Raw genomic sequence first — 24,304 nt, forward strand, 5'->3', positions numbered from 1 at the left:
CCTTTTTTCTTATCTAAATTAACATCTGACGTATTTACGTTTAAAACCTATCCGGTCTCTTTCAATTTCCTTTTGAATCGACGCATAAGCATTCAAAGTTTGGGGTTTCTTGTGCTCCCGCTCAATGACTAATTCACCAATTTCTTCCGCTACTGTTAGGGCTTTTTCAGATAAAGGAATATAGAATAAGCCAACCGTATAAACAAAGTTGTTCATTGAATGCTTGGTCCGTTCAGGTTGGTCATGAATGGCTTCTTTAACTTGTTCCAACATAGCTGACAACTTATCTTTATCAAAATTGTCGTCTTTCAACCGACCTAACAACCAGCAATAAGTCGACCAGCCAGCTGACATCCTCAACTCCTCGCCAGAAGCAATCCACTTGTCCGCCACTTCTTGGGCGATATTTGCTTCAGATAAGGTCACAGCAACCACCCAATCAGCCAACATAAAGCAGTAAGCTTGGTCCATCCACCGGTCATAATCCGCTTCCGTCATGGCATTAGCATTCGCAATCACACCTGCAAAGTACATGGCATCATAGTTTCCTGATGCATACAATTCTTCAGCAAGGTCTTGATTGATTTTAATCGCCTTCCGCATGGGTTTCATAGACCCAGTCGTCACCCCAAATAACGGCTCAACCGCCCCATTTGACAGGTACATTTTCTTGGTCCGCTCTTTCCCCAAAGTTTCCAGTTCCGTCATCACTTCAGCGTATTCCATACCCTCACCCTATCTTTCAAGTCGCTAACATCATTTAGTCTTCGCCTTTTATAGCCGTCTAAATTTTACTGCCAGTTAATTTATTGACAATGGGTTCAGCCAGTTTAGCTCTAAAGGTTGAAATCATCGGTCCCGCAAAGAAACCTAAATAAACAGTCATTAAGCCAACCGGACCGCCTAATAATAAGGCCATCAGTAAACAGATAATTTCGTGGGCAAAACGGACTTGCGCATAAGAAAATTTACTTTTCTCCTCAACAGTTGGTGCAATCGCATCTAGGGGTGCTGTACCAATTCCGGCCGAAATGTATAAAGATGCACCGAATAGGAATATCGTACCTGCAATGACAGTCAATACAACACGGATCAATAAATTCATATCACCGTCACCTAAACCTGCCTGATTAAAAAAGAAATCAAAAAATTCCACGATATAACCGACAAAGAACCAGTTGATAATCGTCCCCAAGCCAAATTGACTACGGTCAACGAAGACTACGGCTAAAAATATAAATACATTAAAAATAACAACTACCGTACCAAAGCGAATGCCAGTTAAGGCCGAAATCCCCATATTCATTGCACTATATGGATCCATCCCCATATCGATCGTCCCAGATAATGAGATGCCAAATGCAATTGCCACACAACCAATAAAGGCCACAATGGCTCGGATCAGTAAATCTTTATTCAAATAATCTTTCATATAATAATCTCCTTTTTAATAATGTCCTTTATAATAATATCCTTTTTGCCGCTACTAAACTTGCATAAACGCGTCTAATTCCTCAAACGAAATTGGGTCAATGTGGCCATGCAAGTAGAAATCAGCGTCCAGTTGACTCAAAGTTTGACGTAAGAAAGCCATTTTCTCAGGGTCTAAATAAGAATTGTTGTAGAAGTCTTCAGTAATGGTATCACCAATGAAGGCAACTTTTTCAGACGGAATATAGATAACCATCCCATCTTCAGAGTGTGGATTCACCACTGGGAAAACTTTCACTTCAAGGTTACCTAAATCAATATTCAGCTCACCCTCAAATTGAAAATCAGCTTGTTTTACTTTAATTTGGCTTACTGGATTGTCATACTCAACACGTAGATATTGGTCACAAAAAGCACACTCTTCGCCTATTTCAAGGCGTTCTTGCATCGCTTCCTCAGTCCACTTCCACTCAGCCATCACCCCTAATTGCGCATTGGTTTTCTTATTCGCTAAGACCGGCGTATCCACCGCATGAATCCCATAAGTATGGTCCCAATGCCAATGGGTAATTAAAGTCATGGCTTCTTTAGGTAACCCTAAACGTTCAACTTCCTGGTCAAAATTCGCTACATGGCTGGCAGAATTTCCAGCATCAATTCGCAAGGAAAACTTGTCTCCTTTGATATAACCCAGAACCGGGCGGTCCAAATCCCCATCCGCCGGCATATAATACACACGTTCTGTTAATTGCTTTAATTGTCTCATCCTTTAGCTCGTCTCCTTTTCAATCAATTCATTATAACAAAATTTACAATCTTCCAATACCCCTTAGAAATTTTACCCATATAAAAAAGGCTACAACATTTACGTCATAACCCCGTTTACTAATGTCGGACTCTTCTTAGACACATACATCCGTATGTCACTGCCTTCCGACGGCTGTTCCACAAAAATCAAACTCTTCCTAATGCGTTAGAGGCGTCGAGTCATAATGGCTTTTGTCGCACCAGCTATTATAAGCTAGCGATTTTCTCTTTGTCTGCGTCGCTCAAGTTAAAGTCGAATACATTCAAGTTGTCTGCTTGGTGGTCTGCGTTATGTGACTTAGGAATCACGACCACACCACGTTCGATTTGGTAGCGTAATAAAACTTGGCCCCAAGTTTTGCCGTATTGTGCACCAATCTCACCCAAGATAGCACGAGAGGCTTCGTCAGTTCCCTTCATTGGCGCCCAAGCTGTGACAACCACATCGTTTTCAGCAGAATATTCAATAATGTCATCGTTCCAAACTTCAACATTTGATTTAATTTGGTTGACCATTGGTTGAATACGCGCGTTATCGATGATGATATCTAATTGGTCTTGGTCGAAGTTAGATACACCAATAGCTTTGATTTTACCTTCGTTATAGGCATTTTCTAAAGCATACCAAGTTTGTAGCATTTCATTTTCATTGTCCCAAGGGTGGTGAATCAAGTATAAGTCAATGTAGTCTGTTTGTAATGCTTCTAGTGAGGCATTTAAAGTCGCTTCAACTTTTTCAGCTGAACCCGCGTGGTCTAAATCACCAGGGATCTTAGATGTGATAAAGAAGTCCTCACGTGGTAAACCAGATTCTTTAATCGCTTTACCAACAGTCGACTCGTTACGGTATGCAACCGCCGTATCAATGGCACGGTACCCTGTTGCAATCGCTGATTGCAATTCAGTCGTATCATCAGTCACTTCACCAAAATAGTCCCCGTCAACCTTACCAAAAGTGTTGGTACCAGTACCTAAAATTGGCATCTCTACGCCATTATTTAACGTTACAAATTCCATCATTACACGCTCCTTATATGCTCTCTATTGAAAAACAACTATCTCATTCACTTGAATATTTGGGTCAATACTTTGCACCACCGGACAATACTTGTGTATCATCTTGGTTGCCCGCTCAGCACGTCCCTGATTTTCCTCAGCCACACTCACATACATAGTAATCGTGATTGCAGTAACTGGTTTGGCACTTTCCTCAGAACGGTCAAAATCAATGGCCACGTCATGGAAAGTATGGTCGATTTTTGAATTATTCAAAATATTCCGATATACACCCGCTGAACAGCCCGCAACCGCCAAGACAAAAGTATTCAAAGGTGAAAAACCAGTTTCCTTATTCAAAGGCCAATTATCCCCATTGACGTTGACCGCCTCAGGACCTAACTCAGCCATATTTAAATGTAAGGTCATCTATTCACTCCTCACTCAGCTAAGGGACTGGTTCATCAGTCCCCTAACTTCTTAATACTTTTATTTAAAGTCGCCCCTTGAGAAAACCGTGTAATTCATTACATGGATGAATCAAGTTCTAGGGCGACCGTCATTGTATTCCGTTAATTGATTTTCTATATATTCTTTAACAGTTTCTTTAGACATACTACCTACTGTTGCCATGAAATAACTAGGTGTCCATAAATGGCCACCCCATAACATTGCTTTTGTTTCTGGATAAGCTTTGAACCATAGACGTGCAGATTTCCCTTTAAGTGTTTTGACGATACTACTTGCGGCATGTTTAGGGTTGAACGAAATCAACATATGGATATGGTCAGGCATAACTTGCAGCGATTGGATGACAATATCGTGTTCATCACAAATATGCGTCAATATATCTTGCATGGCGTTTTGTTTTTCAATGGTTGTAAATATTTCTTTACGATACTTTGTTACCCAAACCAAATGGAAATTAAAATCATAGACATTTGTCCTTGTTTTCACTATCATATGTAAACACCTCTTTAACTACATTATAGCAATTGTTATCGCTATAAACAAGTGTCATACGTATGGTATAATATATCTATAAATGCAAGGGGGGTGAAAACATGTATCAAGGAATTGAGTGTAAAATCTATCCTAACGAAAAACAGCGTCAGTTAATTCATATGACCTTTGGTCATACCCGATTCATCTGGAACGAAATGTTGGCCATGTTGAATGCGCGGTACGAAAACAATCCTGACCTTCAAATGCTATCTTATAATGCGTTATCCTCTCTTATTCCACAAATGAAGAAGGAATATCCCTGGTTGCGTGAAGTTGATAGCGTAGCTGTTCAATGTAGTGTTAAACGCTTATCCGAAACTTTTGTTCGTTTTTTTAAAGGTTATTCAAGATATCCAAAATTCAAATCAAAGAAGAACACCAGACAGTCGTATTTAAGTACCATACGTGGCAACAACATTCGTTTTAATGATAATCAGCGGTATATCAAATTACCTAAATTAGGTTGGATAAAATGTAAGTCAAGTGTGCTTCATATTGAGAATGAACGCATAAAATCTGTCACCGTAAAATATACACCTAGTGGCGACTACTATATCTCCATTTTGGTCACAAGCGATAATCAAGCAATGCCCAAAACAGGAAATGTAGTCGGTGTCGATTTAGGTGTAAGTGATTTAGCTATTACGTCTGATGGTCAAAAATATCAAAGTCAGCGACTACATTTGTCTTGTAAGAAGCAATTACATTATTGGGAAAAGCGAATGGCCCGTAGACGTTTACAAGCCAAAAAGAACGGTGTAGCTTTAGTGGATGCGAAAAACTACCAGCAAGCCAAACGCCAAGTGGCCCGTATTCATCAACGTATCAAAAATATCCGCAAGGATTACATGCATAAAATCACAACCGATATGGTTAAAAGTTATGACGTTATCGTTCTAGAGGGTTTAAAGACGACTAATATGATGAAAAATCATCAATTAGCCCGTTCAATCGCTGGCCAATCCTGGCGGATGTTTAGAACAATCCTAGAGACAAAGTGCGAAATGTACGATAAGACATTTGTGGCTATTAATCCGTACAAGACGTCCCAAAAATGTTCTAATTGCGGGTATGATAGCGGTAAAAAAGCGTTAAATATACGTCATTGGACTTGTATGAAGTGTAATATGCATCACGATAGAGATATCAACGCAGCTAAAAATATATTAAATATTGGCCTGGAACAGGCCTTAGTTAAATAGCTTAGACCGCTGTTTTGCTTTGAAATAAGTGGAACAAGTCATGAGCGTTCCTAGAAACACGCCATTTTAATGGCGTTGTAGTTCATTATAGAAAAGAAATCAGAAAAATACTAGCAAACAGGACTCGCTCCGTCCGAAAGAAATCAAGCATTTAAGCGTCTATTATCTTTATCCAAAATAAACTTTCCCAAACGAAAAAGGTGGCCTACTCAAGTACCACCTTTTCTAAATGATGTATGCTAATTAGTTATCTTTTTCAACATTTAAGATATTACCTGTTGTTGCGTCGATATCATACGCAAATTCCCGGTCACCATCTATAGTAAATTCAATTTCATAATGGGCAACGTCATCGTAATCATCATCATCGTCATCCACATCATCTAATTCAATTTCACGTTCTGTTAAGGCATCTTCAGTTAGACCAGCGTCGTCTAAAGCAATTTGCCACGCTTCATCTTCAGAAATGAATTCTCCTGAAGCAGCTTGGTTGGCTTCACTTGAGCCTGCACTCTCATTGCTACCATCTGCATTGTCATCCGCGTCGTCACCTGACGTATCTTCTGAACTAGGTACCGTTTCAGAGCTTGTTTCAGTTGAAGAAGCTTCTTGGCTGGTTGTTTCAGCTGTTTCGCTTGTAGTCGTATCTTCTTGACCACTGTTACCGCATGCCGCAAGCAAGAATACTGAAGCGAATAATGTTAGCGCACCTGTTTTTAATTTCATGGAATCTCCCTTTCGTTAAGCATAGTGTCGACTACTATAGTTAGCGTGATCGCCAATCTTTTATACATTATAACATATAGAAAAACAGCTTCAAATATTTTTATCACTTATATATTATAGATGTCTGGTCTTCGGTCATTAAAGACGTTAATCGATGACCGAATACCTTCAATAACAGAAAGGTCTATCTCACCGTATTTTACGCCTACTTGTAAATCAGGAGAAACAACATACTCGCCCCAAGGATCAATGATGGCTGAATGACCGCCATATAAAGCCTCTTCGTCCCCATTAACCGGTCCTCTTGAATTAGCCGATATGACAAACAACTGGTTTTCGATTGCCCGTGCCCGACCCAAAGTATCCCAATGTAAATTCCGAACTTCAGGCCAAGCAGCCGGTGCAAATACAATCTGTGCATCCGCCAAGGCTAAAGCCCGCACCCACTCAGGGAATCGCAAGTCATAACAAGTCACAATCCCACATTTGACCCCGTCCAATTCAAAGGTCACACTCACTTCACCCGCTTCAAAATAACCATTTTCCTTGGCCGGTGAGAATAAATGGGCTTTATCATAAGCTGCAATCTCTTGCCCTTTTCGGTTATAGATATAGGCCGTATTAAATAGCTTGTCACCACGCCTATTGGCCACCGAACCCCCAACCACATTGACTTGGTAGTTTTTAGCGAATTGGCTTAAAAATTGACGACTCACCTTGCCATCCTCGTCCGCTCGCTCTTTCACGTCTTCCGGTAAGAAGGATGTATTCCATAATTCTGGCAGCACAATCACATCCGGTTGATTGGCCGTCGCTTCTACCATCAACGCTTGGATCGTTTGAAAATTCTCTGCCACCTGGCTTTGTTGTAAGGCTGCTTGTACAATCGCAATTTTCATCATATTCCTCCTAATAACCCTTTTACCCATTATATATGAGTCCCTTCCAAAAGTAATTTAAAGGGCTTAATTTCTTGGAAAAAGAGCCTTCGTGGTCTATATGACGGACATTTCATGTAAATTTTAGTTGACTACTTGATCCGCCATATGATAAATTACCGGTATCAAATCGTAACCATTACGATTTACTTACTTTGCCCCTGGCAAAGGCAAAAAATATATTGGGTACCCAAATACATGTGATTGAATATTATTTTGGAAAAGAGGATGCATTGATGAATAAGAGTTTGACATTCGCTTTAATGACCTTAACGGGAGCTGCCCTTTTGGCGGCATGTGGACAAGCAAATACTGAGGCAGTTGCGGGAAATGACGGGGGCAAATTAGAAATTGCAACAACGATATACCCTGTTTATGCCTTCACAAAAGAAATTGTTGGCGACCATGCTGACGTGAGTTTAATGGTACCAGCGGGCACAGAAGCCCATGATTATGAACCTTCTGCAAAACAAATTGCGGCCCTAAACGAATCAGATGTCCTAATTTACCACAATCAACTACTCTCTGTTAAAACAGAGAGTTTGTCCTAAACATGGTGGTTGTACAAACGATGTAATATCTCCAACCGTTTAAAGACACTAAGGGATGGTTGACTGGCATCCCATTAGTAAGCGGTCTGTAGACACTTACTGAATATTGTTTTATGTTTAATAATTTTGTATTGGCACAATTTTTTCAAACCGTGGGTTTTTCTCACTCGACAGATATCGGTGACCCAATTCTTGAATATTGATAGCTGCCACACGGTCATCATTTGATTGATACCCACAATTCTGACAAGTAAACAAGTGCTTATCTTGTTGTCTATTAGCTCTATCAATTGATTCGCATTTCGGACAACGTTGGGACGTAAATTGTGCGGATACTTTTAAAACTTGCGAACCACTTTCTAAAGCTTTATACATTAACTTTTCTTCAAAATCGAAGAATCGCCAAGAATGGTGTTCATACCGTGCATCTTGCTTACGATGGTGAGTCGTGTTAAAAGTAACGTTTGTAAGATCTTCCAACACAAACAAGGTATTGGCCCCGTATCGGTCAACGAGTGTCTTTGATAATTGATGGTTCACATCATTCATCCAGCGGTTCTCTCGTCTTTCAATTGTTTTAAGGCGTCTACGACTTGATTTGGTGTTCTTCGCTTGTAAGGACTGGCGCAATTTCTTAAAACGCCGTCTTTTCTTCATCAAGCTTTTACCCGAATAGAAGGTAGTATGAGCTGTATCATCCGCAATAGTTAGTATCTGTCTTAAACCACGGTCAATGCCTACAATACGTTGAATATTAGTTTCATCTGGGCTGTCTATCTCTTTACTTGCGGACACGTGTAAGAACCACTTACCCTTACGACAGAGTAATTCAGCTTGACCGAACTTGTAAGCATTCTGGCTAAATTGTTGAAGATAAGCGATATGTTGCTTATCACAAGACACTTTAATTCGCCCTTGATTGGTCGTCAGTGAATAGGTATCGTCTTGATGATAAGTGTAGTTACGATTGCGTACGAACACAGCGACTGGTTGCTTAAACCCTAGGGGTTTCGTTAAATGGTAAAGGTCTTTATATAGCGTATGATATTTACCTGTATGGATATCTTTATAACGCTTAGGTTTTTGTTTAAACTGTGTTTTCACGGTCTTATATCTCGCGATTACCGTACGCATCACGGACTGGGCCATTTGCGATTGCAGCCCAAAATCCTGACGTATCTGATGATACAAGGCGTTGTGCAAAGTCGTTTGACCTAATTCAAAGTCATGGTCAAAGATATATGTCGAAACAAAATTACAAGCGTTTAAAAACTGTTGTTGAGTTTCTTCGAACTTTTCAATATCACTAGCACTTGGGTATAATTGCACTTTAATCGTTTTCGTTAACTGCATCTTATCACCTCTTTTCTCTTAAAATACATTATACTATCTATTTAGAGGAAACATAAACGATAACCTAGTAAAATCAACAAAAAGAGCTGTCTATTTCGCTAATTCCTCCTAGGTATCAATACCTAGGTTTCCTTAGCTGACAGCTTGTAAATGAAGGAAAACCTAACTTCATTGCAAAAAACAACAGACCTACCAGCCGCAGACACAGAAACTGCTGAAGAAGAAACTAAACAAACGGTCTACAATGGCTACTTTGAGGATGCTGACGTTGCAGACCGTACCCTATCTGACTATGCAGGCGAATGGCAATCTGTTTACCCATTCCTTGAAGACGGTACCTTAGACCAAGTCTTTGACTACAAGTCTAAATTAAACGACGGCATGACCGCTGAAGAGTATAAAGAATACTACACAACTGGTTACCAAACTGACGTCGATAATATCAACATTACTGACAATACAATTGAATATATTGTGGCCGGTGAAAGCAAGACATTCGAGTATAACTATGTTGGTTATGAAATCTTAACCTATGAAAAAGGAAATCGTGGTGTTCGTTTCTTATTTGAAACAGACGACCCAGAAGCCGGCGACTACAAATACGTGCAATTCTCAGACCATAATATTGCACCCGTTGAAACAGGACACTACCATATTTACTGGGGTGGCGAATCACAAGAAGCCCTTCTTGAAGAAGTAGACCACTGGCCAACATACTACCCAACTGATATGTCTGGATCAGAAATCGCACAAGAAATGATGGCTCACTAACCTAGAATATAATGATTCATATTTTACATATAAACAAAATATCTGGTGTTTTTCTAAACTCCCAGGAGTACTAGCCAATTAAAAACCACTGGACCGCAAAAGGCCTCGATGCTCAAAAGCTTCAAAGTTAGGCAAAATGATTGCATCATCAAGCCCAACTCATTCACATTTTGCCCTTATAAGCGGCTAATGGCTAGATATTCCCTACCTAACACAACTAGAGCTGATTTTAATGGAGGTGGTAGTTCAACTATATTGTCTTGTTTTACCCATACATACACAAAAAGGAAGATTTGCTTTTGACAGGTCTTCCTTTTTGATTTGTAGACGCTTATTCTCTATAAGTTATCTTGGATATCTGCTTCAATATCTGCGGGTTCTGTTGTTGGGGCATACCGTTTAATAAAGTTGCCTTGGCGGTCTACTAAAAATTTAGTGTAATTCCATTTTACTAGACCGTTACCAGATGCTTTTTTCAGATACGAAAATAATGGTATTGTTTTAGGTCCGTTTACGGATACCTTATCGAACATAGGAAATGAGGTGCCAAATTTTAGTGCGCATGCTTCTGCAGCCCCTTTACCATCCTTAGGTTCTTGCATGAATGAATTTGAAGGGAATCCAAGTACCTTAAAGCCCTCACGTTGATATTTTTGGTGCAAGTCTTCAAGACCTTCTAATTGAGACGCTAGTCCACATTTAGTTGCTGTATTTACAATCAATAACAAGTCCCCTTCATAATCCGCTAGGTTTTTATCTTGCCCATTAGCATCTTTTACAGTGTAATCATAGATAGTCATCATATTTCTCCTTTTTATAGTAGAAACGCTTCAAAGTCTTCTGTATCTTAGGCTAAATGATACGCCTTTTTACCTGTGAAAGCGAACAATCACGTTTATATATTGATTATTTATCATCAATGTACTTTCGCTAGTTCTTGAGTCTTGTATCAATAATATTTTCTTGTACTAGTAACCACGTTACTAAAATTTATTAGCTTCTATCGTTAACTTACGTTATTAAGCCAGAGTCTGGAGTTTTCCTAGCATACCTTAGCAGTGAAAAAGGATGGTCTGACTATTCATTCTTTGGACTTCGGCCCTTACAGATTAAATAGTCAGCCAAGCCATTAGACCTTGGCTGATGAGTTTCCCACTGCTTTTGAGGCAATGATAGGAAAAGTGTAACCCGAAGGCTTATATATGCAAAGTAACAAGTACTAACACAAAGTTTAAGTCAATGGCTACCTGTTATCTTTTTATTATATAAATGATAAAGTAAAATTGAGAAACTTAGATTATATGGTGGTATCTATTTTTATACCCTAACCATTTGATAATGTAAGAGCTTTCATGATATAATGTGTCAAATACCTAAGAGAGAGGTTCTTTATATATGGCTAAATACGAAGAGGTAGCTGGTGCGTTGGTCCGCTACATTAATGAAAATGAATTAAATGCAGATGATAAGTTACCGAGTATCCAAGAAATGGTGGACTACTACCAAGTGAGTAAAAACACAGTATTATCTGCCTTAAATGACTTAGAGAAACAAGGGTTAATCTACCAAGTACGTGGTTCTGGCGTTTATGTCCGCGGTAATCAACGTAAGGGTTATATCAACCTATTAAACCTGGGTGGGTTTAATTCTACCTTGAGCCAATTTAAAATCGATTCTAAAGTTTTGTCCCTTGCTTTAATTGCACCAACTGACGAAGCGGTAGAAAATTTAAAAATTGATGACCCAACAAAAACAAAGGTCTACCACGTTACCCGTATCCGCTATATCGAAGGTCGCCCCTTCTGTGTGGAGGAGTCTTATTTTGACAAGGATATTATCCCTTACTTAAGTGAAGAAATTGCTTCGAATTCCATCTTTGACTATATTACAGAAGATCTGGAAATTCCAATTGGCTATGGTGACCACTTCTTGCGTGTTGGAAAATTGAAGGCTGAGCATGCTAACCATTTAAATTTAAGTGAAGGCGATCCTTGTTTAAAAACAGAGTCGATCTTCCATTTGAATAACGGGAAACCATTCGATTATTCAAAAATCACTTACCACTTTGAAGAAACACAATTCTTTATTCAAGGTGCGAGCACTCAATACCGTTATTAATTGAAATTGACCAAAGACAAAGGACGCGATTCGCTCGTGTCCTTTTATTTGTGCTTAAATGCTATGGATAATTGATAAGGTTAAGGCCGTGATGGCTGCTGACCCAACGGTAAAAGGTGTTACCCTAAATAGTAAGGTATTGTACAAGTCTTTTTGGTCTTTTCCTAAGTAACCAGATGAAGCGAGTAGTAAACTACCGCCATCCGAGAATGGTGTAACGGTTGCTGCAAATCCACCGATAATAATACAAACGGCCATGATGGCTGGACTCCAACCTGTTGTTGCGTATAGGGCAGGCAATGTTGTAAAGAATAATGGTGCAATAACCCCAATAGTTGAGGAGAAAATGGACATACAACCACATAGTAAGACGATGGTTACTGGAATAATTGGCCATGGTACATAAGAAATTAAGGCTGCTAGCGATTCAGTAATTCCTACTTGAACCCCTACCCCAATTAATAATGAAATCCCACAAGTCATCCAGATTACTGACCACGGTGTCCGGTTGAGTACTTTTTGTCCGTCTGCTAATTCAAACATGTAGGCAATAACCCCGAATACAATCCCCATTAAACCTAGGTTTAGTGAATCACTAATAGAGGCGATGAATGGGATTGACCCTCCAGTAAAGTTATCGATGATAGGAAAGATTAACATAATACCAATGAAAATGGTCATTAGGGTTAAAGTCTGCTTTTGTTTAAGATTTAAGGCTTCTGGTGCTTTCAACTCTACCTGCTTGTAGGCATCATTTGCCCGGTCTCTAAACATTAAGAATAATAGCAATAAAATTGGATAAATGGCGGATACGATAAATAATTGCCATGAAATTTCTTGGGCCATATCGGCGAAGCCTGTGGAAGCCATCAAACCTTGAACGATAGCGCCAAGGGGTCCGAATGGAAATATACCACCAGCAAGTGCCCCTTCGATTACGGCAATGGCTATGATTCGGGTGTCTAAATTGTTCTCCTTAGCGATATTTAAAGCTAGGAAACCAACGATAGGTACTGATCCCCAAATGGACCCGCCCAATCCTGAAATTAGGGCTGCGGCGAAGAAGAAGCCAAAGGGTAACCAAAATAGGTGGTTTCTAAAGGCATAGATCAAGTGGTGGCCGATAATTTCTAAGGTCCCATTCTCATTGGCAAAGTTAAAGAAGAAGGAAACCCCGAAGATCATCATAAATAATTCAACTGGCCACAAGACAAAAATCTCATCAGTACTAAGTCCAATCATGAAAGAACCTAGTATGTAAGCAAAGACGACCCCAACTATTCCTGCATTGACATCAAACTTTTCCCCTAAGAAGATAGCTAGTATAATTGCGCCTATGATTAACAACATATAAGTCATTCGTTTCCCTCATTTCGTTTCGTCTTTTTAATTCTTAAATTAATTCATGTATTTCAACATATTCTCTGGTGCGTATGCACTATCTCTTTGGTTGACTTCGTCTAAACCTATAAAGTCGTTGAATTCGTCAAATGTAATCATCTTGTCCTGGTAGTTTTCGGTTGTGCCTTCATCTAACAAGGTTTGTAGTAGGTTCTTTTCTGTATAGGCTTGGGCGTAAGTTAAAGCCGTTGGATATACGATAATATTGAAACCTAATTTTTCTAGTTCAGCGGTCTTAGTTAATGGTGTTAACCCACCTTCAATCATGTTGGCCATCATAAAGGTGTCTGGGAAGGCTTCGTGAATTTCTTCAAATTCTTCAAAGCTTCGTGGTGATTCGATAAAGATTAAATCAGCCCCAGCAGCCTTATAGCGACGGCTACGTTCAATAGCTTCTTCTAGGTCATAAACGGTTCTTGCATCTGTTCTTGACATGATTAAGAAATCATCGTTTTTACGAGCTGCTACTGCCACCTTGATTTTTTCTTCTAGGGTTTCAGTTGGTTCAACCATCTTCCCAGACATGTGCCCGCAACGTTTGGGCCAAACCTGGTCTTCAATGAAGATGCCAGCTGCACCAATAGCTTCGTAATTTTCAACCGTCCGGCGTACATTTTCCAAGTCACCGTATCCAGTGTCTGAATCGGCGAATACCGGAATATCAACGGCATTGATGATGTCCCGAGTGCGCTCTAGGGACTTACCAAAATCTGTTACCCCGCGGTCTGGCATGGCAAAGGCTGAAGCAGAGGTTGCATATCCGGCTGAGAAGACCGCATCAAAACCTAGTTTTTCAGCGATCTTTGCTGCTAAGGCATCCGGTGCTACAGGTAGCTGTAACGCCTTACCTGAATAAATATGATTTTTAAATTGCTTACGCATTCTTTCGTTTTTTAACATAGCTACCTTCCTTTACTTCAATAAGTCTGCCATGGCGGTTTCAAGTGCTTTGTGAGCGGCGAAATCTAAATGGCCTAAATCTAGATAACCGTAGAAGTTATCGGCGTCAATTGCTTTAGCTGTTTGCCCTGCTTTTAATGTAGCTAATAATGGCAATGGTAAATCAGCCTTGGCTAGGGTTTCTAGATCAGCGTCTGTATAGTGGTCTAAGATAATGGCTTTGGCACCCGCGTTATAGGCATATCGTGCTCGGCCCTTAAATCCTTCTAGACCGTATTCATGCAAACCTTCTAGCCGCGCCCAAATTTCAATGTCTGAGTTTTCAATGCCGTCAAGTCCTGCGCGAATTTTCCCAATGAAGTCCTCCGCAGTGGTTGTGGCTGGTTGATCAGTGTTGTGGGCCGGGTATTTTTGATCTGATAAAATCATGATGTCCGCACCCGAACGTTCCAATTCTTTTGCTGCATAGTAGGTGTTTAGAGGATTCCCAAATCCCGATTGTAGATCTAACAACAAGGGTTGCGCCTTCTTCAATCCCAAACTGAATGCATAATTTTTATATTCAGTGATCGACAACAACCCTTGGTCACCCTCCGCAATTAAATGGTCAGTGGTTAATTGACCAGATAGGAAAATGGCTGGTGCCTTGCTGTTGGCTAACATTTGAAAAGTATGGCCGTCGCCACAAGCGGGAATGATCGCTGCGGGAGCTTGTTTTAAATCTGCTAATAATGTCATTGAAAAATCCTCCTAATCACTACTACAAGTCTGTTATATGGCTTACTAGTGACAATTTGATTCGTCTTATCTTTATTGCTCCTAGTTTTTTACATATATTTTAAGTTTTTAGTAAATAAAAAAAGCGCCCTTTGACTGGTTAAGTCAAAGGGCGCTTTCTGCACGGTACCACCTTTAATTTTTCTAATAGTTGGTTAGACTATTAGACTCACGTTGACGGGACATTCATCCGATCAACTGGCATTTTAACGGCAGCACCCGGTAAACACTCAACCACCCTTTAGGTGGATCGCATCTACAGCTCAAAGTCTACTTTTCAATTAGGGCTTGTCATACCTTCTCAACAATCGGTACTTTCTGTGCACAAGCGTCTAACTTACTTCTACTTCTCAACGCATCAACTTGTTTTATTTACTGACATCAGTATATTAAAATTTATGATAAGTGTCAACAATAATTTTAATATAATTCTAATATAATTCATTCTATCTTAATAATATTCAATTTCTTTACGGACAGAATAGGTATGATATTGGCCGTGACGGGTATTTAAGGCTGCTTCAATATCTGTTAATGACAGGCCTCTTTCAACCAATAAAACGAACAAGTGGTAAAGTAAGTCACTGGTTTCAGATACCAATTCATCATTTCCCTGACCGTCTTGGGCATTTTTCGCGGCAATCACGACTTCCGTCATTTCCTCCCCGCATTTTTTAAGAATCTTATCCAAACCTTGTTCCATCAAGTAAGTCGTATACGACCCTTCTTTAGGATTGCCTACTTTGTCGGCCACCGTTTTTTCAAGGATATTCAAGTTGAAGAAATCATCCCCAAAACATGACTGGCTACCCGTATGGCAAGTTGGTCCAGTTGGGCGTACCTGTACCAATAGTGTATCTTGGTCACAGTCCAACTCAATTTTTACCACTTCTTGCAAGTTGCCAGAAGTTTCGCCCTTTTTCCAAAGACGTCCTTTAGAACGTGAATAAAACCAAACTACACCTTCACTTACCGTTAACTCATAAGCTTCTTCGTTCATGTACCCCAACATTAAGACTTGCTTTGTCCGGTAATCTTGCAAGATAGCTGGGACAAGCCCACCGTTTTTGCCAAAATCAATTGCTGTCATTTACTAGTCAATCCCTTCTGCAATAAGTGTTGCTTTTAAATCTTCGATCGCTACTTCTCCCTTGTGGAAAATAGATGCCGCAAGTCCTGCCTCTAGGTTTGTTTGTTGGAACAAGTCAATGAAATCTTGAATACCACTCGCACCACCTGAAGCGATAATTGGAATTGAAACGGCCTCAGAAGCCAATTTCAAGAATGGCATATCAAAACCTGTGTAGGCACCGTCAGTATCAATTGAAGTGATTAGTAAGGCGCCAGCACCGCGTTCTTCACACTCTTTACACCATTCAAGGGCGTTAATGTCGATTTGCGTTTGACCTGCGTTAGTGTACACAAAGTAGTCACCTTTCGCTTCATCATAAGCCATATCTACGGCAATCGTTACCGCATCAGAACCGAATTTGCCTACCGCTTCATTAATGAAGTCAGGATTTTTTACAGCCGCTGAGTTAATACCGACTTTGCTGGCACCTGCATCAAGAGCGTCTTGAATATCTTGAACAGAAGCAATTCCCCCACCAACAGTCAATGGAATATCAATAGCGTTGGCTACATCCGCAATCATTTGCGTACGTAATTGGTGACCGTCAGTCGTTTTCGTAATATCTAGGATGACTAATTCATCAGCACCTGCGTCTGAATATTTTTTGGCAAAATCAACGGGATCCCCTAACTCTTTTACATCTACAAAGTGAACACCTTTGACTAATTTACCGTCGCGCGTATCTAAACATGAAATAATTTTTTTCATTTTTTACAGTCCTTCCCAGAAACTTGGATTCTGTGCAGCTTTCCCGACAATTGCTTGGTTTACGCCTTGTGCTTGGAGGGCATCTAAATCATGCCGGCTCCTCACACCGCCAGAAGCAACGACATGGTGTTTGGTGATACGTTGGATTTGGCCCGTCTTCTCTACATTAGGGCCGGCTTCCATGCCATCTTTATAAATATCAGTGTAGATAATGCCGGCGATATCTAAATCGGCAATTTCATCAAGGTATTCTTGGATGTAGCGGCCGGATGCCTCTTTCCAACCATTGATATAAATCGCTTCATCTTTACAATCTAGACCAACATAGATACGCCCAGGATACTTAGCGACAGCTTCTTTTAACCAAGGCACATCCATGATGGCTCTTGTACCTAGAATGAAGTAGTCAATGCCTAATTTATCGTATAAATCAATAGTTTCTAAGTCGCGGATACCGCCACCGATTTCTAAAGGAATATCAGTTAGGGATTTTAAAACTTCAACAGTGTCACCTTCAACAGCCGCTTGTTTAGTAGCGCCAATCAAGTCCACCACGTGAATTCTCGTCACTTGTGGGAATTGGCTATAGTAGGTCACCGCTTCGGCTGCTGACATCGGCATGACGACTTGTTTGTCATAGTTACCTTGTTGTAAGCGAACGCTTTTGCCATCAATCAGGTCAATAGCGGGGATAATTTCCATGGATAATTGCCTCCTTGTTGTAAAAATGTTTTTATTTTACTTATTCTTGATCGAAACACCCTGACTTATTGAATCAATCCTTTTGAGGATGGGACGCCGCCGTCTGTTTCTTTCAAAGCGATTTTTAGGGCGCGGGCGAATGCTTTAAAAATGCCTTCGATTTCGTGGTGGGTGTTGCCGTTTTTCAATAGGTCAATATGTAGGGTCATGCGGGCATTCATGGCTACGGCGTAGAAGAATTCTTTGACAAGTTCGGTATCAAAGGTCCCCACTTTTTCAGCTGAAAAGTTGGCGTCATAAACTAAGACTGGTCGGCCTGATAAGTCTAATACGACACGGGCTAAGGTTTCGTCCATGGGCAAGAAATATGATCCGTACCGTTCGTATGAAGGTTGGGCTTGGTAAAGGTCACGAATAGCTTCACCAAGTAAAATCCCGATATCTTCAGTGACATGGTGGTCATCAACCCAAGTGTCTCCCTTGGCTTCAACGTATAAATCAAGGCCCGAATGGAATGTAAATAGGGTTAACATGTGGTCAAGGAAACCCACGCCAGTATTGATGGATGTTTGTCCAGACCCATCCGCCTTAGCCAAGCCCAGCTTGATTTGCGTTTCTAAGGTATTCCGCTCTTTAACCTTCAATTTGTTCCCTCCATGCTTTGATTGTCGCCTTCAATTTCGGATAGTCAGCTGAATCGATCACCGAATATCGCGCCGCATTTGCCATTTTCCCATCTGCATACTTACGGCCAACGAAACCATTGTCCGCTAAATACTGGTCTAAATCTGGGACCAAATCGCCAAAGATAAACACAAAATTCGTTACGGACGGAATCACAGTGACTAGATCAGCAACCTGGTCAAAAGCTTCCTGCAATTCCTGCTTTATATCGCGTTGGTAATCCACCCACTCATCCAGTCGCTTAGTATCCTCAAACAGCTTGCTGGCAAGGTTTAGTGACACACTATTCATAGGATAAGGGTGGTTAATCTCCTTCAATTTGTCGAAACGAGGTCCCTGCCCAAAGGCGATACCAATCCGTAAACCTGCTACCCCATAAATCTTAGATAGGGTCCGGATAAATAAGACGTTGTCATTATCTGGCCGTTGATAGTCCTGGCCGAATTCAATATAAGCTTCATCGATCACAAAAGTGATATCCCGACCTGCCGTTTCATCCGCCAATCTTTGTAAAAATCCCTCAGAAAACTGCTGGCCCGTAGGATTTTGCGGGTTAGACAAGAAGAATAAAGATGGCTTAAATTCATCTAAAGCTCCGATAATTGTGACTAAATCAAAAGTAAAGTCCTTTTCACTCTCTACCTGGAAAAAGGGGAAGCCCAACTGGTTGGTATAATCCTGGTACATAAAGAAATCAGGATCAACCGCCAAGACACCTCCGTGGCCAAACTGGATAATCAATTTCTGAATCCACTCATCTGACCCGTTAGCAACAGCCACATTCTTTGGATTAAGACCGGCGTAATTTGCATACGCCGCGATGAAATTAGCTTCTTCGTCTTCAGGATACTGGTTAAAAGGGGTGGCCAAGACCGCATCCACAATATCTTGATCTGACAAGGGACGAATTGGAGAGGTGTTGCGGTTCATAATTACCGTGTCACCCTCTTGATTCACTTCAATCGTTTTTAAATAATCCTCGGTTTTCATAGCTTACCCTTCCTTTCGAATAGCAATTGACTGAGCATGGCAATCCAGACCTTCAGCCTCAGCAATCGCTTGACCAGCTGGCCCAATAGCTTCATAGCTGGCTTTTGATGTATTAATAATAGCATGTGAAGTCCGGAAATCATTGGCGGTTAAACCATGCGAGAACCGGGCAGTCCGCCCAGTTGGTAAGACATGCGATGGCCCTGCCACATAGTCACCAATAGCTTCCATAGCGTAGTAGCCTTTGAAAACAGCACCCGCGTGTTTGATTTGTTCAACAATCTCATCTTGAGCTGTATGTTGAATGGACACGTGCTCTGGTGCAATGTCATTCAATACGGCGATCAATTGCTCTCTCGTATCACAGATTGCATAGTGATTGTTTTTAACTGAAGCTTCAATAATGTCCGCTCTTTTTTGGCTCGACAACAAAACTTGCATGCGGTCGGCTATTTTGCCAAGAAAATCTTCTGACTCACATAAGAGGAAAGTCCGAGCGTCTTGGTCATGTTCCGCCTGGGCGAAAATATCGTAAACAATGGCATCAACCGGAATGGTTTCGTCCACATATAAGAGGATTTCACTCGGCCCAGCAATAGCATCAATCGATACATCCCCATTAACTAACCGTTTGGCAGTGGCTACATAGGCATTCCCCGGACCACAAATCTTGTCTACTCTAGGAATCGTTTCCGTCCCGTAAGCCATAGCAGCAACGGCTTGTGCCCCGCCAATCGCATACACATTGTCTCGGATCCCACATAAGTATAAGGCTGCGAAAGTCACTGATTCTTCTGTGAAAACAGGCGTTGTCACTACCAAGTTTTCGACCCCCGCAACAAGGGCTGGCACAACCGTCATCAAAACTGTTGACGGGTACAAGGCCTTCCCACCAGGAATATAAAATCCTGCACTATCTAAAGCGTTGTAAACATAGGAAATTTCTTCCCCTGGTCGGTCCGGATGTAAACCACCGCGCTCATAAGTCTCAATCCGGCCTTTAGCCGTTTGTAGCGCCCTTTGTAAGGATGAATCTAAGTTGTCCCATGAGGCCTTCAACCGTTCAGCTGATACCTTGAAATCTGCCGCCTCCGCGTAAGCTTGCCCATCAAATTTGTTGGTATAGTCAATGACTGCCTGGTCCCCATTTGACCGAACCGCTTGAATCATCTCTTGCACAGCCACCAACCGGTTTAGGTCCGCTGTCTCTTGATTTTTTGCGCTAAATGCCGCTTGAAATGCTGCTACATCCACTTATACCACCTCTATTTCTTGCATAAACTTGTAGATTTCTTTCTCTTTCGTATAGAATGACTGCTTGTTGGCAATCAGTCGTGCTTGTACCGGCAAAATGGTTTTGTACTCCTTAAGGTCATTTTCCTTTAAGGTTGTCCCTGTTTGGACAATATCCACAATCGCATCAGCTAAGCCTAGAATCGGTGCCAATTCAACCGAACCGTTTAAGAAAATTAAGGATACATCTTGCTTTTGTTGGTTAAAGTATTTGCGGGTAATATTTGGAAATGATGTTGCCACCACTTTGATATCTGATTCATCCAAGTTAGTAGGCCCGGCAATCGCTAGTCGACATTGACCAAATGGCAATTCAGACACATTCAAGACATTAAATAACTTTTCAGCAATCGTGTCAGACCCTACAACACCGAGGTCCGCAACCCCCTGCTCCACATACGTAGGGACATCTTTTCCTTTTGCGAAAATAAATTTAACCCCGCCAACCTCACGGAAGAGATCACGACCACTATCCGTCAAGGCCTCCGCATAGTCATTTAAATCTTTATCTGCTAAAAATTCATTGAAAGCCTTGTAAACACGACCCTTAGCTAAAGCTACAGTAATCATAGAAATCCCCCTTTAGATAAATTCAATCCGATACCAAACCAGCCGTTAGCGTACTGTCCACCTGAGAAGATAGGTTTAGAATTCCCTTGTAAAAAGGCTTGGAAATAAAAGCCATTGTAATATTTTTGCGGTGACCGGAATGATAAATCAAGCACCATTTTGGTGTTGCGTTTTTCAAGTGTCTCTTTCAACAAATGAATCACGGCCATCTCGTTTGTATCACCAAAGTCCTTCTTCACTAGGTCAAACTGCTCTGAAACTGGTTTAGCCATCAATTGGTAGAAATAGTGGTCTTTACCAATGGTATTACCTAGAGCCGACAAGTTCTTTTCAATTACATAACCCTTGATTTCAGGACCAAAAGCAAACTTTTCAATGTATTTATCTAAAATTTCTTCGTTGTTTACAACAATCATATTGAAAGACGCTTGGCTCATCTGTTCAACGAAATCTAAATGTAGTTCAATGGTATTGGCCATTTGACTAGCACTTGGCTCCACTAATTCAACCCCTGCTTGGTAAGTTGATTGGTGGTCTCTCACCATCGGACCATAGTAAGCGAAGTTATCTTGTTTCAGGTCGTAAGTCTTCATGTAATTTAAAATGGACCGAGTCCAGTCACTACGAATGGCATATAATTGCCCTTCCTTTTCAAATACAATGTTACTTGGATATTCGGCTTTGCCGTCCCCATCGAATGGTTCCACCATATTCAAATCAATTAATTGGAAACCAGCATTCGATACTGTTTCAAGATAATCTCTTGCTAATGAAATTCGTTGTAATAGGTAAGATATTGCCATGTTGCCCCTCCTTTAAAATGTAAAATGTTATAAAAAAAACGCCCTTAATCCATCACTGGATCAAGGACGCCGAAACGTGTTCCCACCTTAATTCGTTATAAGTTCGCACTTATAACCTCATTGACTAGTCTCTATCCGCTAGTCTAGCTATAACGGTGCCACCGGACTAAGTGTCATTTAAGCAAAGGCGTGTCTTCATAGGGGACATTATCTGCTCGCAGCAACCACAGACTTTCTGTAAATGTTGATCCTATCTCTTAATCTTTACTGTCTCTCACTTGATTATACTCATAATAAAATGTTCAAATTAAAAAGTCAAGTGAATTCTAATAGTATTCTAATTTATATGTAAATAATTTTGAGAGCCTTGGGCTTACGCTTTATCCTATCATCGCCTTAGATGCGGTGGGATTGCCTTCAGAAATTTTTTCTTCCGGCTTGGCTGACTATACATTCTGTAAGGCGTAAACGCCAAACAGAGTGACATACGTCAGACCATCCTGTGCTCACCGCGAAAGCATGCTAGGTAAGCTTCAGCCTTGGCTTTAAAATTTAGCCGTAGCCTCTAATAAAAATGAAGTGACTTTTTTATAATATGCATTGAATAATTCTTTTTAATTTGCTGATTTTGGTTAAGTGTAAGCGTTATTCCAGTAAAAATTAACAATGCTTTTCAACCATTTCCTTAAGTATGTTTTCTTTTCACGTGGACAGATGTCGTCGATGCTTTGTCAAAAAAGTACTGCAATAGAACGTATGAGAATAATCTGCGTTAGTTGAATTTTTATACACGACTGCTCTCTTAAGTAGCGAATTGATTTGTATAGCAACAAAAAAACACCAAACAAGCTGATTCATGTCAACTAGCTTGGTGCTTAAAATTGGAGGTGCGCAGAAAGTTGCTCAGAATTGTCGTGTCGGACCAAAAGCCAAGTAAACACTAAATAAACACTACAAGTGTTTAGAGCATTTTGGGAAACAACGACCAATCCTGACTTTCCTAGCCCGATATCAACACTTTAGTTAGTAAAGAATGAGATTGTAGCGCCACTGCACAAATTCATTTTTATATCTATTGCTTACGCTTGAAATACTGAAACACCGTTTAGGTAAGTTTCTTTTAGGTTCATATCAGCGTCAACCACAATGAAGTCCGCTGCACGGCCTGGTGCAATCACACCAACTTGGTCTTCTAAACCAACAGAGGCTGCTGGCACTTGCGACGCCATGCGCAAGGCATGCTCACTGTCAACAACGCCCCACTCAACCACGTTCTTAACCGCTTGAATCAAGGTCAAGACTGACCCAGCTAAATTACCTGACTCAAGTCGCGCTTCACCATCTTTTACAATAACCGGGAATTCGCCTAATTGGTATTGGCCATCGGGCATACCTGCCGCTGACATGGCATCTGTAATCAAGACTGTTTTGTCCCATCCTTTGGCTTTCACCAAGGCTTTGGTTGCACCTGGATGGACATGTTTCCCATCACAAATTACTTCCGCATAGGTATCATCCGTTGCCATCGCTGCCCCAACCATTCCTGGATTGCGGTGGTGTAAACCAGACATGCCGTTATAAGTATGGATGAAAATGTTGGCACCCGCATCAACCACTGCAGTCGCTTCTTCATAGGTCGCAGATGAGTGGGCTAGGGCTACTCGTACCCCTTCTTTCGTGATAGTTTCTGTGAAAGCTTTAGCCGTCTTCCGCTCTGGCGCTAGGGCAATTTTATTGATCAAACCTTTGGCCGCTGACTGCCAGATTTCAAATTGACCCAAGTCAGGATCACCCATGTAGGCTGGGTTTTGCGCCCCCTTGTGTTCTTCCGTGAACCATGGTCCCTCGAAGAAGATACCTAAAATTTTCGCCCCCTCAGCTTCCTCGTAGTGGTCACCGATTTTCCCAGCAACAGAAGTCAACAAGTCAGCAGAAGACGTTAAGGTCGTTGGCAAAAAGGCTGTCACACCTGTTGATGGCAAGCCTTTAGACATAGTCTGAACCGCTTCAAAATCATCGTCCATCACATCTGCCCCCTGGAAACCATGGATGTGGGTATCCACTAAACCAGCGGCCACTGTATAACCCGTGTAGTCTTTAACCTCACCTTTTAAGGGTTTCTCTAAAGTTGCATAACCAAATTGGCCATCTTTGACTTCTAAATAAGCCTTTTCTACAACTTCATCCGCTAAGATAATCCGGTCCGCATAGATATAATATTTATTTTCTTCTACCATATGTCCCACACTTTCTTTCTATATACATTCATTTTATATATTTTCAATTTGATTTGTTGATCCATAATATATTATACGCTACTTGATTGAATCATCCAATGACAAACAATCAATTTTCGCATATCGTGAAAATGTCTCAGAAGCAATGTGTAGAATTAACTTGAAATATTAGCTGTACTCAAAAAAAGAGTCACGACATGAACATCGCG

At 40.9% G+C, this 24,304-nt stretch carries 25 protein-coding genes and 1 pseudogene; 4 read left to right on the plus strand and 22 right to left on the minus strand.

Features of this window, described 5'->3' with window-relative positions; all coding sequences use genetic code 11:
• Nucleotides 1–18 precede the first annotated feature (18 nt).
• From A6J77_RS02360 to tnpA, 6 genes are all read right to left on the minus strand, one after another.
• Nucleotides 19–726: a DNA alkylation repair protein gene (locus A6J77_RS02360; protein ID WP_083067932.1), complete on the minus strand. Its 708-nt coding sequence runs from the start codon at nt 724–726 to the stop codon at nt 19–21.
• A gap of 58 nt (nt 727–784) precedes the next feature.
• Nucleotides 785–1,432, minus strand: a complete 648-nt coding sequence (locus A6J77_RS02365; protein ID WP_083067938.1) for a YczE/YyaS/YitT family protein — start codon at nt 1,430–1,432, stop codon at nt 785–787.
• 54 nt (nt 1,433–1,486) lie between these two features.
• Nucleotides 1,487–2,197, minus strand: coding sequence for an MBL fold metallo-hydrolase (locus A6J77_RS02370; protein ID WP_083067939.1), 711 nt, complete (start codon nt 2,195–2,197; stop codon nt 1,487–1,489).
• Between the two features lie 248 nt (nt 2,198–2,445).
• A complete protein-coding gene (locus A6J77_RS02375; protein ID WP_048728435.1) occupies nt 2,446–3,255 on the minus strand; it encodes an aldo/keto reductase in 810 nt (269 codons plus the stop codon).
• Between the two features lie 24 nt (nt 3,256–3,279).
• Complete coding sequence (locus A6J77_RS02380; RefSeq protein WP_048728438.1) at nt 3,280–3,663, minus strand: OsmC family protein; 384 nt, start codon at nt 3,661–3,663, stop codon at nt 3,280–3,282.
• A 111-nt stretch (nt 3,664–3,774) separates the two neighbouring features.
• Nucleotides 3,775–4,197 (minus strand): IS200/IS605 family transposase, encoded by a 423-nt coding sequence (tnpA, locus tag A6J77_RS02385; protein ID WP_060779321.1) that lies wholly within the window; start codon nt 4,195–4,197, stop codon nt 3,775–3,777.
• Nucleotides 4,198–4,298: 101 nt separating this feature from the next.
• On the opposite strand from tnpA, the gene A6J77_RS02390 reads away from it, so the two are divergent.
• Nucleotides 4,299–5,441 (plus strand): RNA-guided endonuclease TnpB family protein, encoded by a 1,143-nt coding sequence (locus A6J77_RS02390; protein WP_083067941.1) that lies wholly within the window; start codon nt 4,299–4,301, stop codon nt 5,439–5,441.
• Between the two features lie 243 nt (nt 5,442–5,684).
• Here the strand turns inward: A6J77_RS02390 and A6J77_RS02395 are convergent, their stop codons facing one another.
• Nucleotides 5,685–6,167, minus strand: a complete 483-nt coding sequence (locus A6J77_RS02395; protein ID WP_083067943.1) for a PepSY domain-containing protein — start codon at nt 6,165–6,167, stop codon at nt 5,685–5,687.
• A gap of 107 nt (nt 6,168–6,274) precedes the next feature.
• Complete coding sequence (locus A6J77_RS02400; RefSeq protein ID WP_193756629.1) at nt 6,275–7,066, minus strand: carbon-nitrogen family hydrolase; 792 nt, start codon at nt 7,064–7,066, stop codon at nt 6,275–6,277.
• Between the two features lie 275 nt (nt 7,067–7,341).
• Between A6J77_RS02400 and A6J77_RS02405 the strand changes: the two genes are divergently transcribed.
• Nucleotides 7,342–7,656 (plus strand): metal ABC transporter solute-binding protein, Zn/Mn family, encoded by a 315-nt coding sequence (locus A6J77_RS02405; protein ID WP_048726040.1) that lies wholly within the window; start codon nt 7,342–7,344, stop codon nt 7,654–7,656.
• A 117-nt stretch (nt 7,657–7,773) separates the two neighbouring features.
• On the opposite strand, the gene A6J77_RS02410 is transcribed toward A6J77_RS02405, so the two are convergent.
• A complete protein-coding gene (locus A6J77_RS02410) occupies nt 7,774–9,009 on the minus strand; it encodes an RNA-guided endonuclease TnpB family protein (protein WP_083067946.1) in 1,236 nt (411 codons plus the stop codon).
• 150 nt (nt 9,010–9,159) lie between these two features.
• Between A6J77_RS02410 and A6J77_RS02415 the strand changes: the two are divergent.
• Nucleotides 9,160–9,780: pseudogene (locus A6J77_RS02415) on the plus strand (metal-binding protein ZinT); the annotation flags it as partial.
• Between the two features lie 338 nt (nt 9,781–10,118).
• Here A6J77_RS02415 and A6J77_RS02420 read toward each other — a convergent pair.
• On the minus strand, nt 10,119–10,583 hold the full coding sequence (locus tag A6J77_RS02420; protein ID WP_083067947.1) for a glutathione peroxidase: 465 nt from the start codon (nt 10,581–10,583) through the stop codon (nt 10,119–10,121).
• A 592-nt stretch (nt 10,584–11,175) separates the two neighbouring features.
• Between A6J77_RS02420 and A6J77_RS02425 the strand changes: the two genes are divergently transcribed.
• The gene (locus A6J77_RS02425; protein ID WP_083067949.1) at nt 11,176–11,898 is read left to right on the plus strand and encodes a GntR family transcriptional regulator; all 723 of its coding nucleotides are present in this window, start codon (nt 11,176–11,178) and stop codon (nt 11,896–11,898) included.
• 54 nt (nt 11,899–11,952) lie between these two features.
• Here the strand turns inward: A6J77_RS02425 and A6J77_RS02430 are convergent, their stop codons facing one another.
• The 12 genes from A6J77_RS02430 to nagA form a co-directional block, all read right to left on the minus strand.
• The gene (locus A6J77_RS02430) at nt 11,953–13,257 is read right to left on the minus strand and encodes an SLC13 family permease (RefSeq protein ID WP_083067951.1); all 1,305 of its coding nucleotides are present in this window, start codon (nt 13,255–13,257) and stop codon (nt 11,953–11,955) included.
• 39 nt (nt 13,258–13,296) lie between these two features.
• Nucleotides 13,297–14,199: an isocitrate lyase/PEP mutase family protein gene (locus A6J77_RS02435; protein WP_059349171.1), complete on the minus strand. Its 903-nt coding sequence runs from the start codon at nt 14,197–14,199 to the stop codon at nt 13,297–13,299.
• 12 nt (nt 14,200–14,211) lie between these two features.
• On the minus strand, nt 14,212–14,937 hold the full coding sequence (locus tag A6J77_RS02440; RefSeq protein ID WP_083067952.1) for an isocitrate lyase/phosphoenolpyruvate mutase family protein: 726 nt from the start codon (nt 14,935–14,937) through the stop codon (nt 14,212–14,214).
• Nucleotides 14,938–15,427: 490 nt separating this feature from the next.
• On the minus strand, nt 15,428–16,066 hold the full coding sequence (gene hisIE / locus A6J77_RS02445) for a bifunctional phosphoribosyl-AMP cyclohydrolase/phosphoribosyl-ATP diphosphatase HisIE (protein WP_083067954.1): 639 nt from the start codon (nt 16,064–16,066) through the stop codon (nt 15,428–15,430).
• Nucleotides 16,067–16,069: 3 nt separating this feature from the next.
• Entirely contained in the window at nt 16,070–16,816 is a 747-nt protein-coding gene (gene hisF, locus A6J77_RS02450) for an imidazole glycerol phosphate synthase subunit HisF (protein ID WP_083067959.1), read from the minus strand.
• Between the two features lie 3 nt (nt 16,817–16,819).
• Nucleotides 16,820–17,518, minus strand: coding sequence for a HisA/HisF-related TIM barrel protein (locus A6J77_RS02455; protein ID WP_083067961.1), 699 nt, complete (start codon nt 17,516–17,518; stop codon nt 16,820–16,822).
• A gap of 65 nt (nt 17,519–17,583) precedes the next feature.
• Entirely contained in the window at nt 17,584–18,162 is a 579-nt protein-coding gene (hisB, locus tag A6J77_RS02460) for an imidazoleglycerol-phosphate dehydratase HisB (protein WP_083067962.1), read from the minus strand.
• Nucleotides 18,152–19,192, minus strand: coding sequence for a pyridoxal phosphate-dependent aminotransferase (locus tag A6J77_RS02465; protein WP_083067964.1), 1,041 nt, complete (start codon nt 19,190–19,192; stop codon nt 18,152–18,154). Before A6J77_RS02465 ends, hisB begins: the two co-directional genes overlap by 11 nt.
• Before the next feature lie 3 nt (nt 19,193–19,195).
• A complete protein-coding gene (gene hisD, locus A6J77_RS02470; RefSeq protein ID WP_083067965.1) occupies nt 19,196–20,446 on the minus strand; it encodes a histidinol dehydrogenase in 1,251 nt (416 codons plus the stop codon).
• Nucleotides 20,447–21,055 carry an ATP phosphoribosyltransferase gene (gene hisG, locus A6J77_RS02475; RefSeq protein WP_083067967.1) on the minus strand — a complete coding sequence of 203 codons (609 nt, stop codon included), beginning with the start codon at nt 21,053–21,055 and terminating at the stop codon, nt 20,447–20,449. It abuts the gene before it with no gap.
• Nucleotides 21,052–21,858 (minus strand): ATP phosphoribosyltransferase regulatory subunit, encoded by an 807-nt coding sequence (locus A6J77_RS02480; protein ID WP_083067969.1) that lies wholly within the window; start codon nt 21,856–21,858, stop codon nt 21,052–21,054. The genes hisG and A6J77_RS02480 overlap by 4 nt, the downstream gene beginning before the upstream one ends.
• A 1,079-nt stretch (nt 21,859–22,937) precedes the next feature.
• The gene (gene nagA / locus A6J77_RS02485) at nt 22,938–24,095 is read right to left on the minus strand and encodes an N-acetylglucosamine-6-phosphate deacetylase (protein ID WP_083067973.1); all 1,158 of its coding nucleotides are present in this window, start codon (nt 24,093–24,095) and stop codon (nt 22,938–22,940) included.
• Between the last annotated feature and the right edge of the window lie 209 nt (nt 24,096–24,304).

Source organism: Aerococcus viridans (assembly GCF_002083135.2).
Lineage (GTDB): Bacteria > Bacillota > Bacilli > Lactobacillales > Aerococcaceae > Aerococcus > Aerococcus viridans_C.

Coding starts and splice junctions, on each gene's coding strand:
- hisF (WP_083067959.1), bottom strand. CDS start 16,816: ATGAAAAAAATTATTTCATGTTTAGATACGCGCGACGGTAAATTAGTC.
- A6J77_RS02455 (WP_083067961.1), bottom strand. CDS start 17,518: ATGGAAATTATCCCCGCTATTGACCTGATTGATGGCAAAAGCGTTCGC.
- A6J77_RS02410 (WP_083067946.1), bottom strand. CDS start 9,009: ATGCAGTTAACGAAAACGATTAAAGTGCAATTATACCCAAGTGCTAGT.
- tnpA (WP_060779321.1), bottom strand. CDS start 4,197: ATGATAGTGAAAACAAGGACAAATGTCTATGATTTTAATTTCCATTTG.
- A6J77_RS02395 (WP_083067943.1), bottom strand. CDS start 6,167: ATGAAATTAAAAACAGGTGCGCTAACATTATTCGCTTCAGTATTCTTG.
- A6J77_RS02435 (WP_059349171.1), bottom strand. CDS start 14,199: ATGTTAAAAAACGAAAGAATGCGTAAGCAATTTAAAAATCATATTTAT.
- A6J77_RS02480 (WP_083067969.1), bottom strand. CDS start 21,858: ATGGCAATATCTTACCTATTACAACGAATTTCATTAGCAAGAGATTAT.
- A6J77_RS02390 (WP_083067941.1), top strand. CDS start 4,299: ATGTATCAAGGAATTGAGTGTAAAATCTATCCTAACGAAAAACAGCGT.
- A6J77_RS02375 (WP_048728435.1), bottom strand. CDS start 3,255: ATGGAATTTGTAACGTTAAATAATGGCGTAGAGATGCCAATTTTAGGT.
- A6J77_RS02430 (WP_083067951.1), bottom strand. CDS start 13,257: ATGACTTATATGTTGTTAATCATAGGCGCAATTATACTAGCTATCTTC.
- A6J77_RS02405 (WP_048726040.1), top strand. CDS start 7,342: ATGAATAAGAGTTTGACATTCGCTTTAATGACCTTAACGGGAGCTGCC.
- hisIE (WP_083067954.1), bottom strand. CDS start 16,066: ATGACAGCAATTGATTTTGGCAAAAACGGTGGGCTTGTCCCAGCTATC.
- A6J77_RS02370 (WP_083067939.1), bottom strand. CDS start 2,197: ATGAGACAATTAAAGCAATTAACAGAACGTGTGTATTATATGCCGGCG.
- A6J77_RS02400 (WP_193756629.1), bottom strand. CDS start 7,066: ATGAAAATTGCGATTGTACAAGCAGCCTTACAACAAAGCCAGGTGGCA.
- A6J77_RS02365 (WP_083067938.1), bottom strand. CDS start 1,432: ATGAAAGATTATTTGAATAAAGATTTACTGATCCGAGCCATTGTGGCC.
- A6J77_RS02425 (WP_083067949.1), top strand. CDS start 11,176: ATGGCTAAATACGAAGAGGTAGCTGGTGCGTTGGTCCGCTACATTAAT.
- A6J77_RS02440 (WP_083067952.1), bottom strand. CDS start 14,937: ATGACATTATTAGCAGATTTAAAACAAGCTCCCGCAGCGATCATTCCC.
- A6J77_RS02420 (WP_083067947.1), bottom strand. CDS start 10,583: ATGATGACTATCTATGATTACACTGTAAAAGATGCTAATGGGCAAGAT.
- A6J77_RS02465 (WP_083067964.1), bottom strand. CDS start 19,192: ATGAAAACCGAGGATTATTTAAAAACGATTGAAGTGAATCAAGAGGGT.
- nagA (WP_083067973.1), bottom strand. CDS start 24,095: ATGGTAGAAGAAAATAAATATTATATCTATGCGGACCGGATTATCTTA.
- hisG (WP_083067967.1), bottom strand. CDS start 21,055: ATGATTACTGTAGCTTTAGCTAAGGGTCGTGTTTACAAGGCTTTCAAT.
- A6J77_RS02360 (WP_083067932.1), bottom strand. CDS start 726: ATGGAATACGCTGAAGTGATGACGGAACTGGAAACTTTGGGGAAAGAG.
- A6J77_RS02380 (WP_048728438.1), bottom strand. CDS start 3,663: ATGACCTTACATTTAAATATGGCTGAGTTAGGTCCTGAGGCGGTCAAC.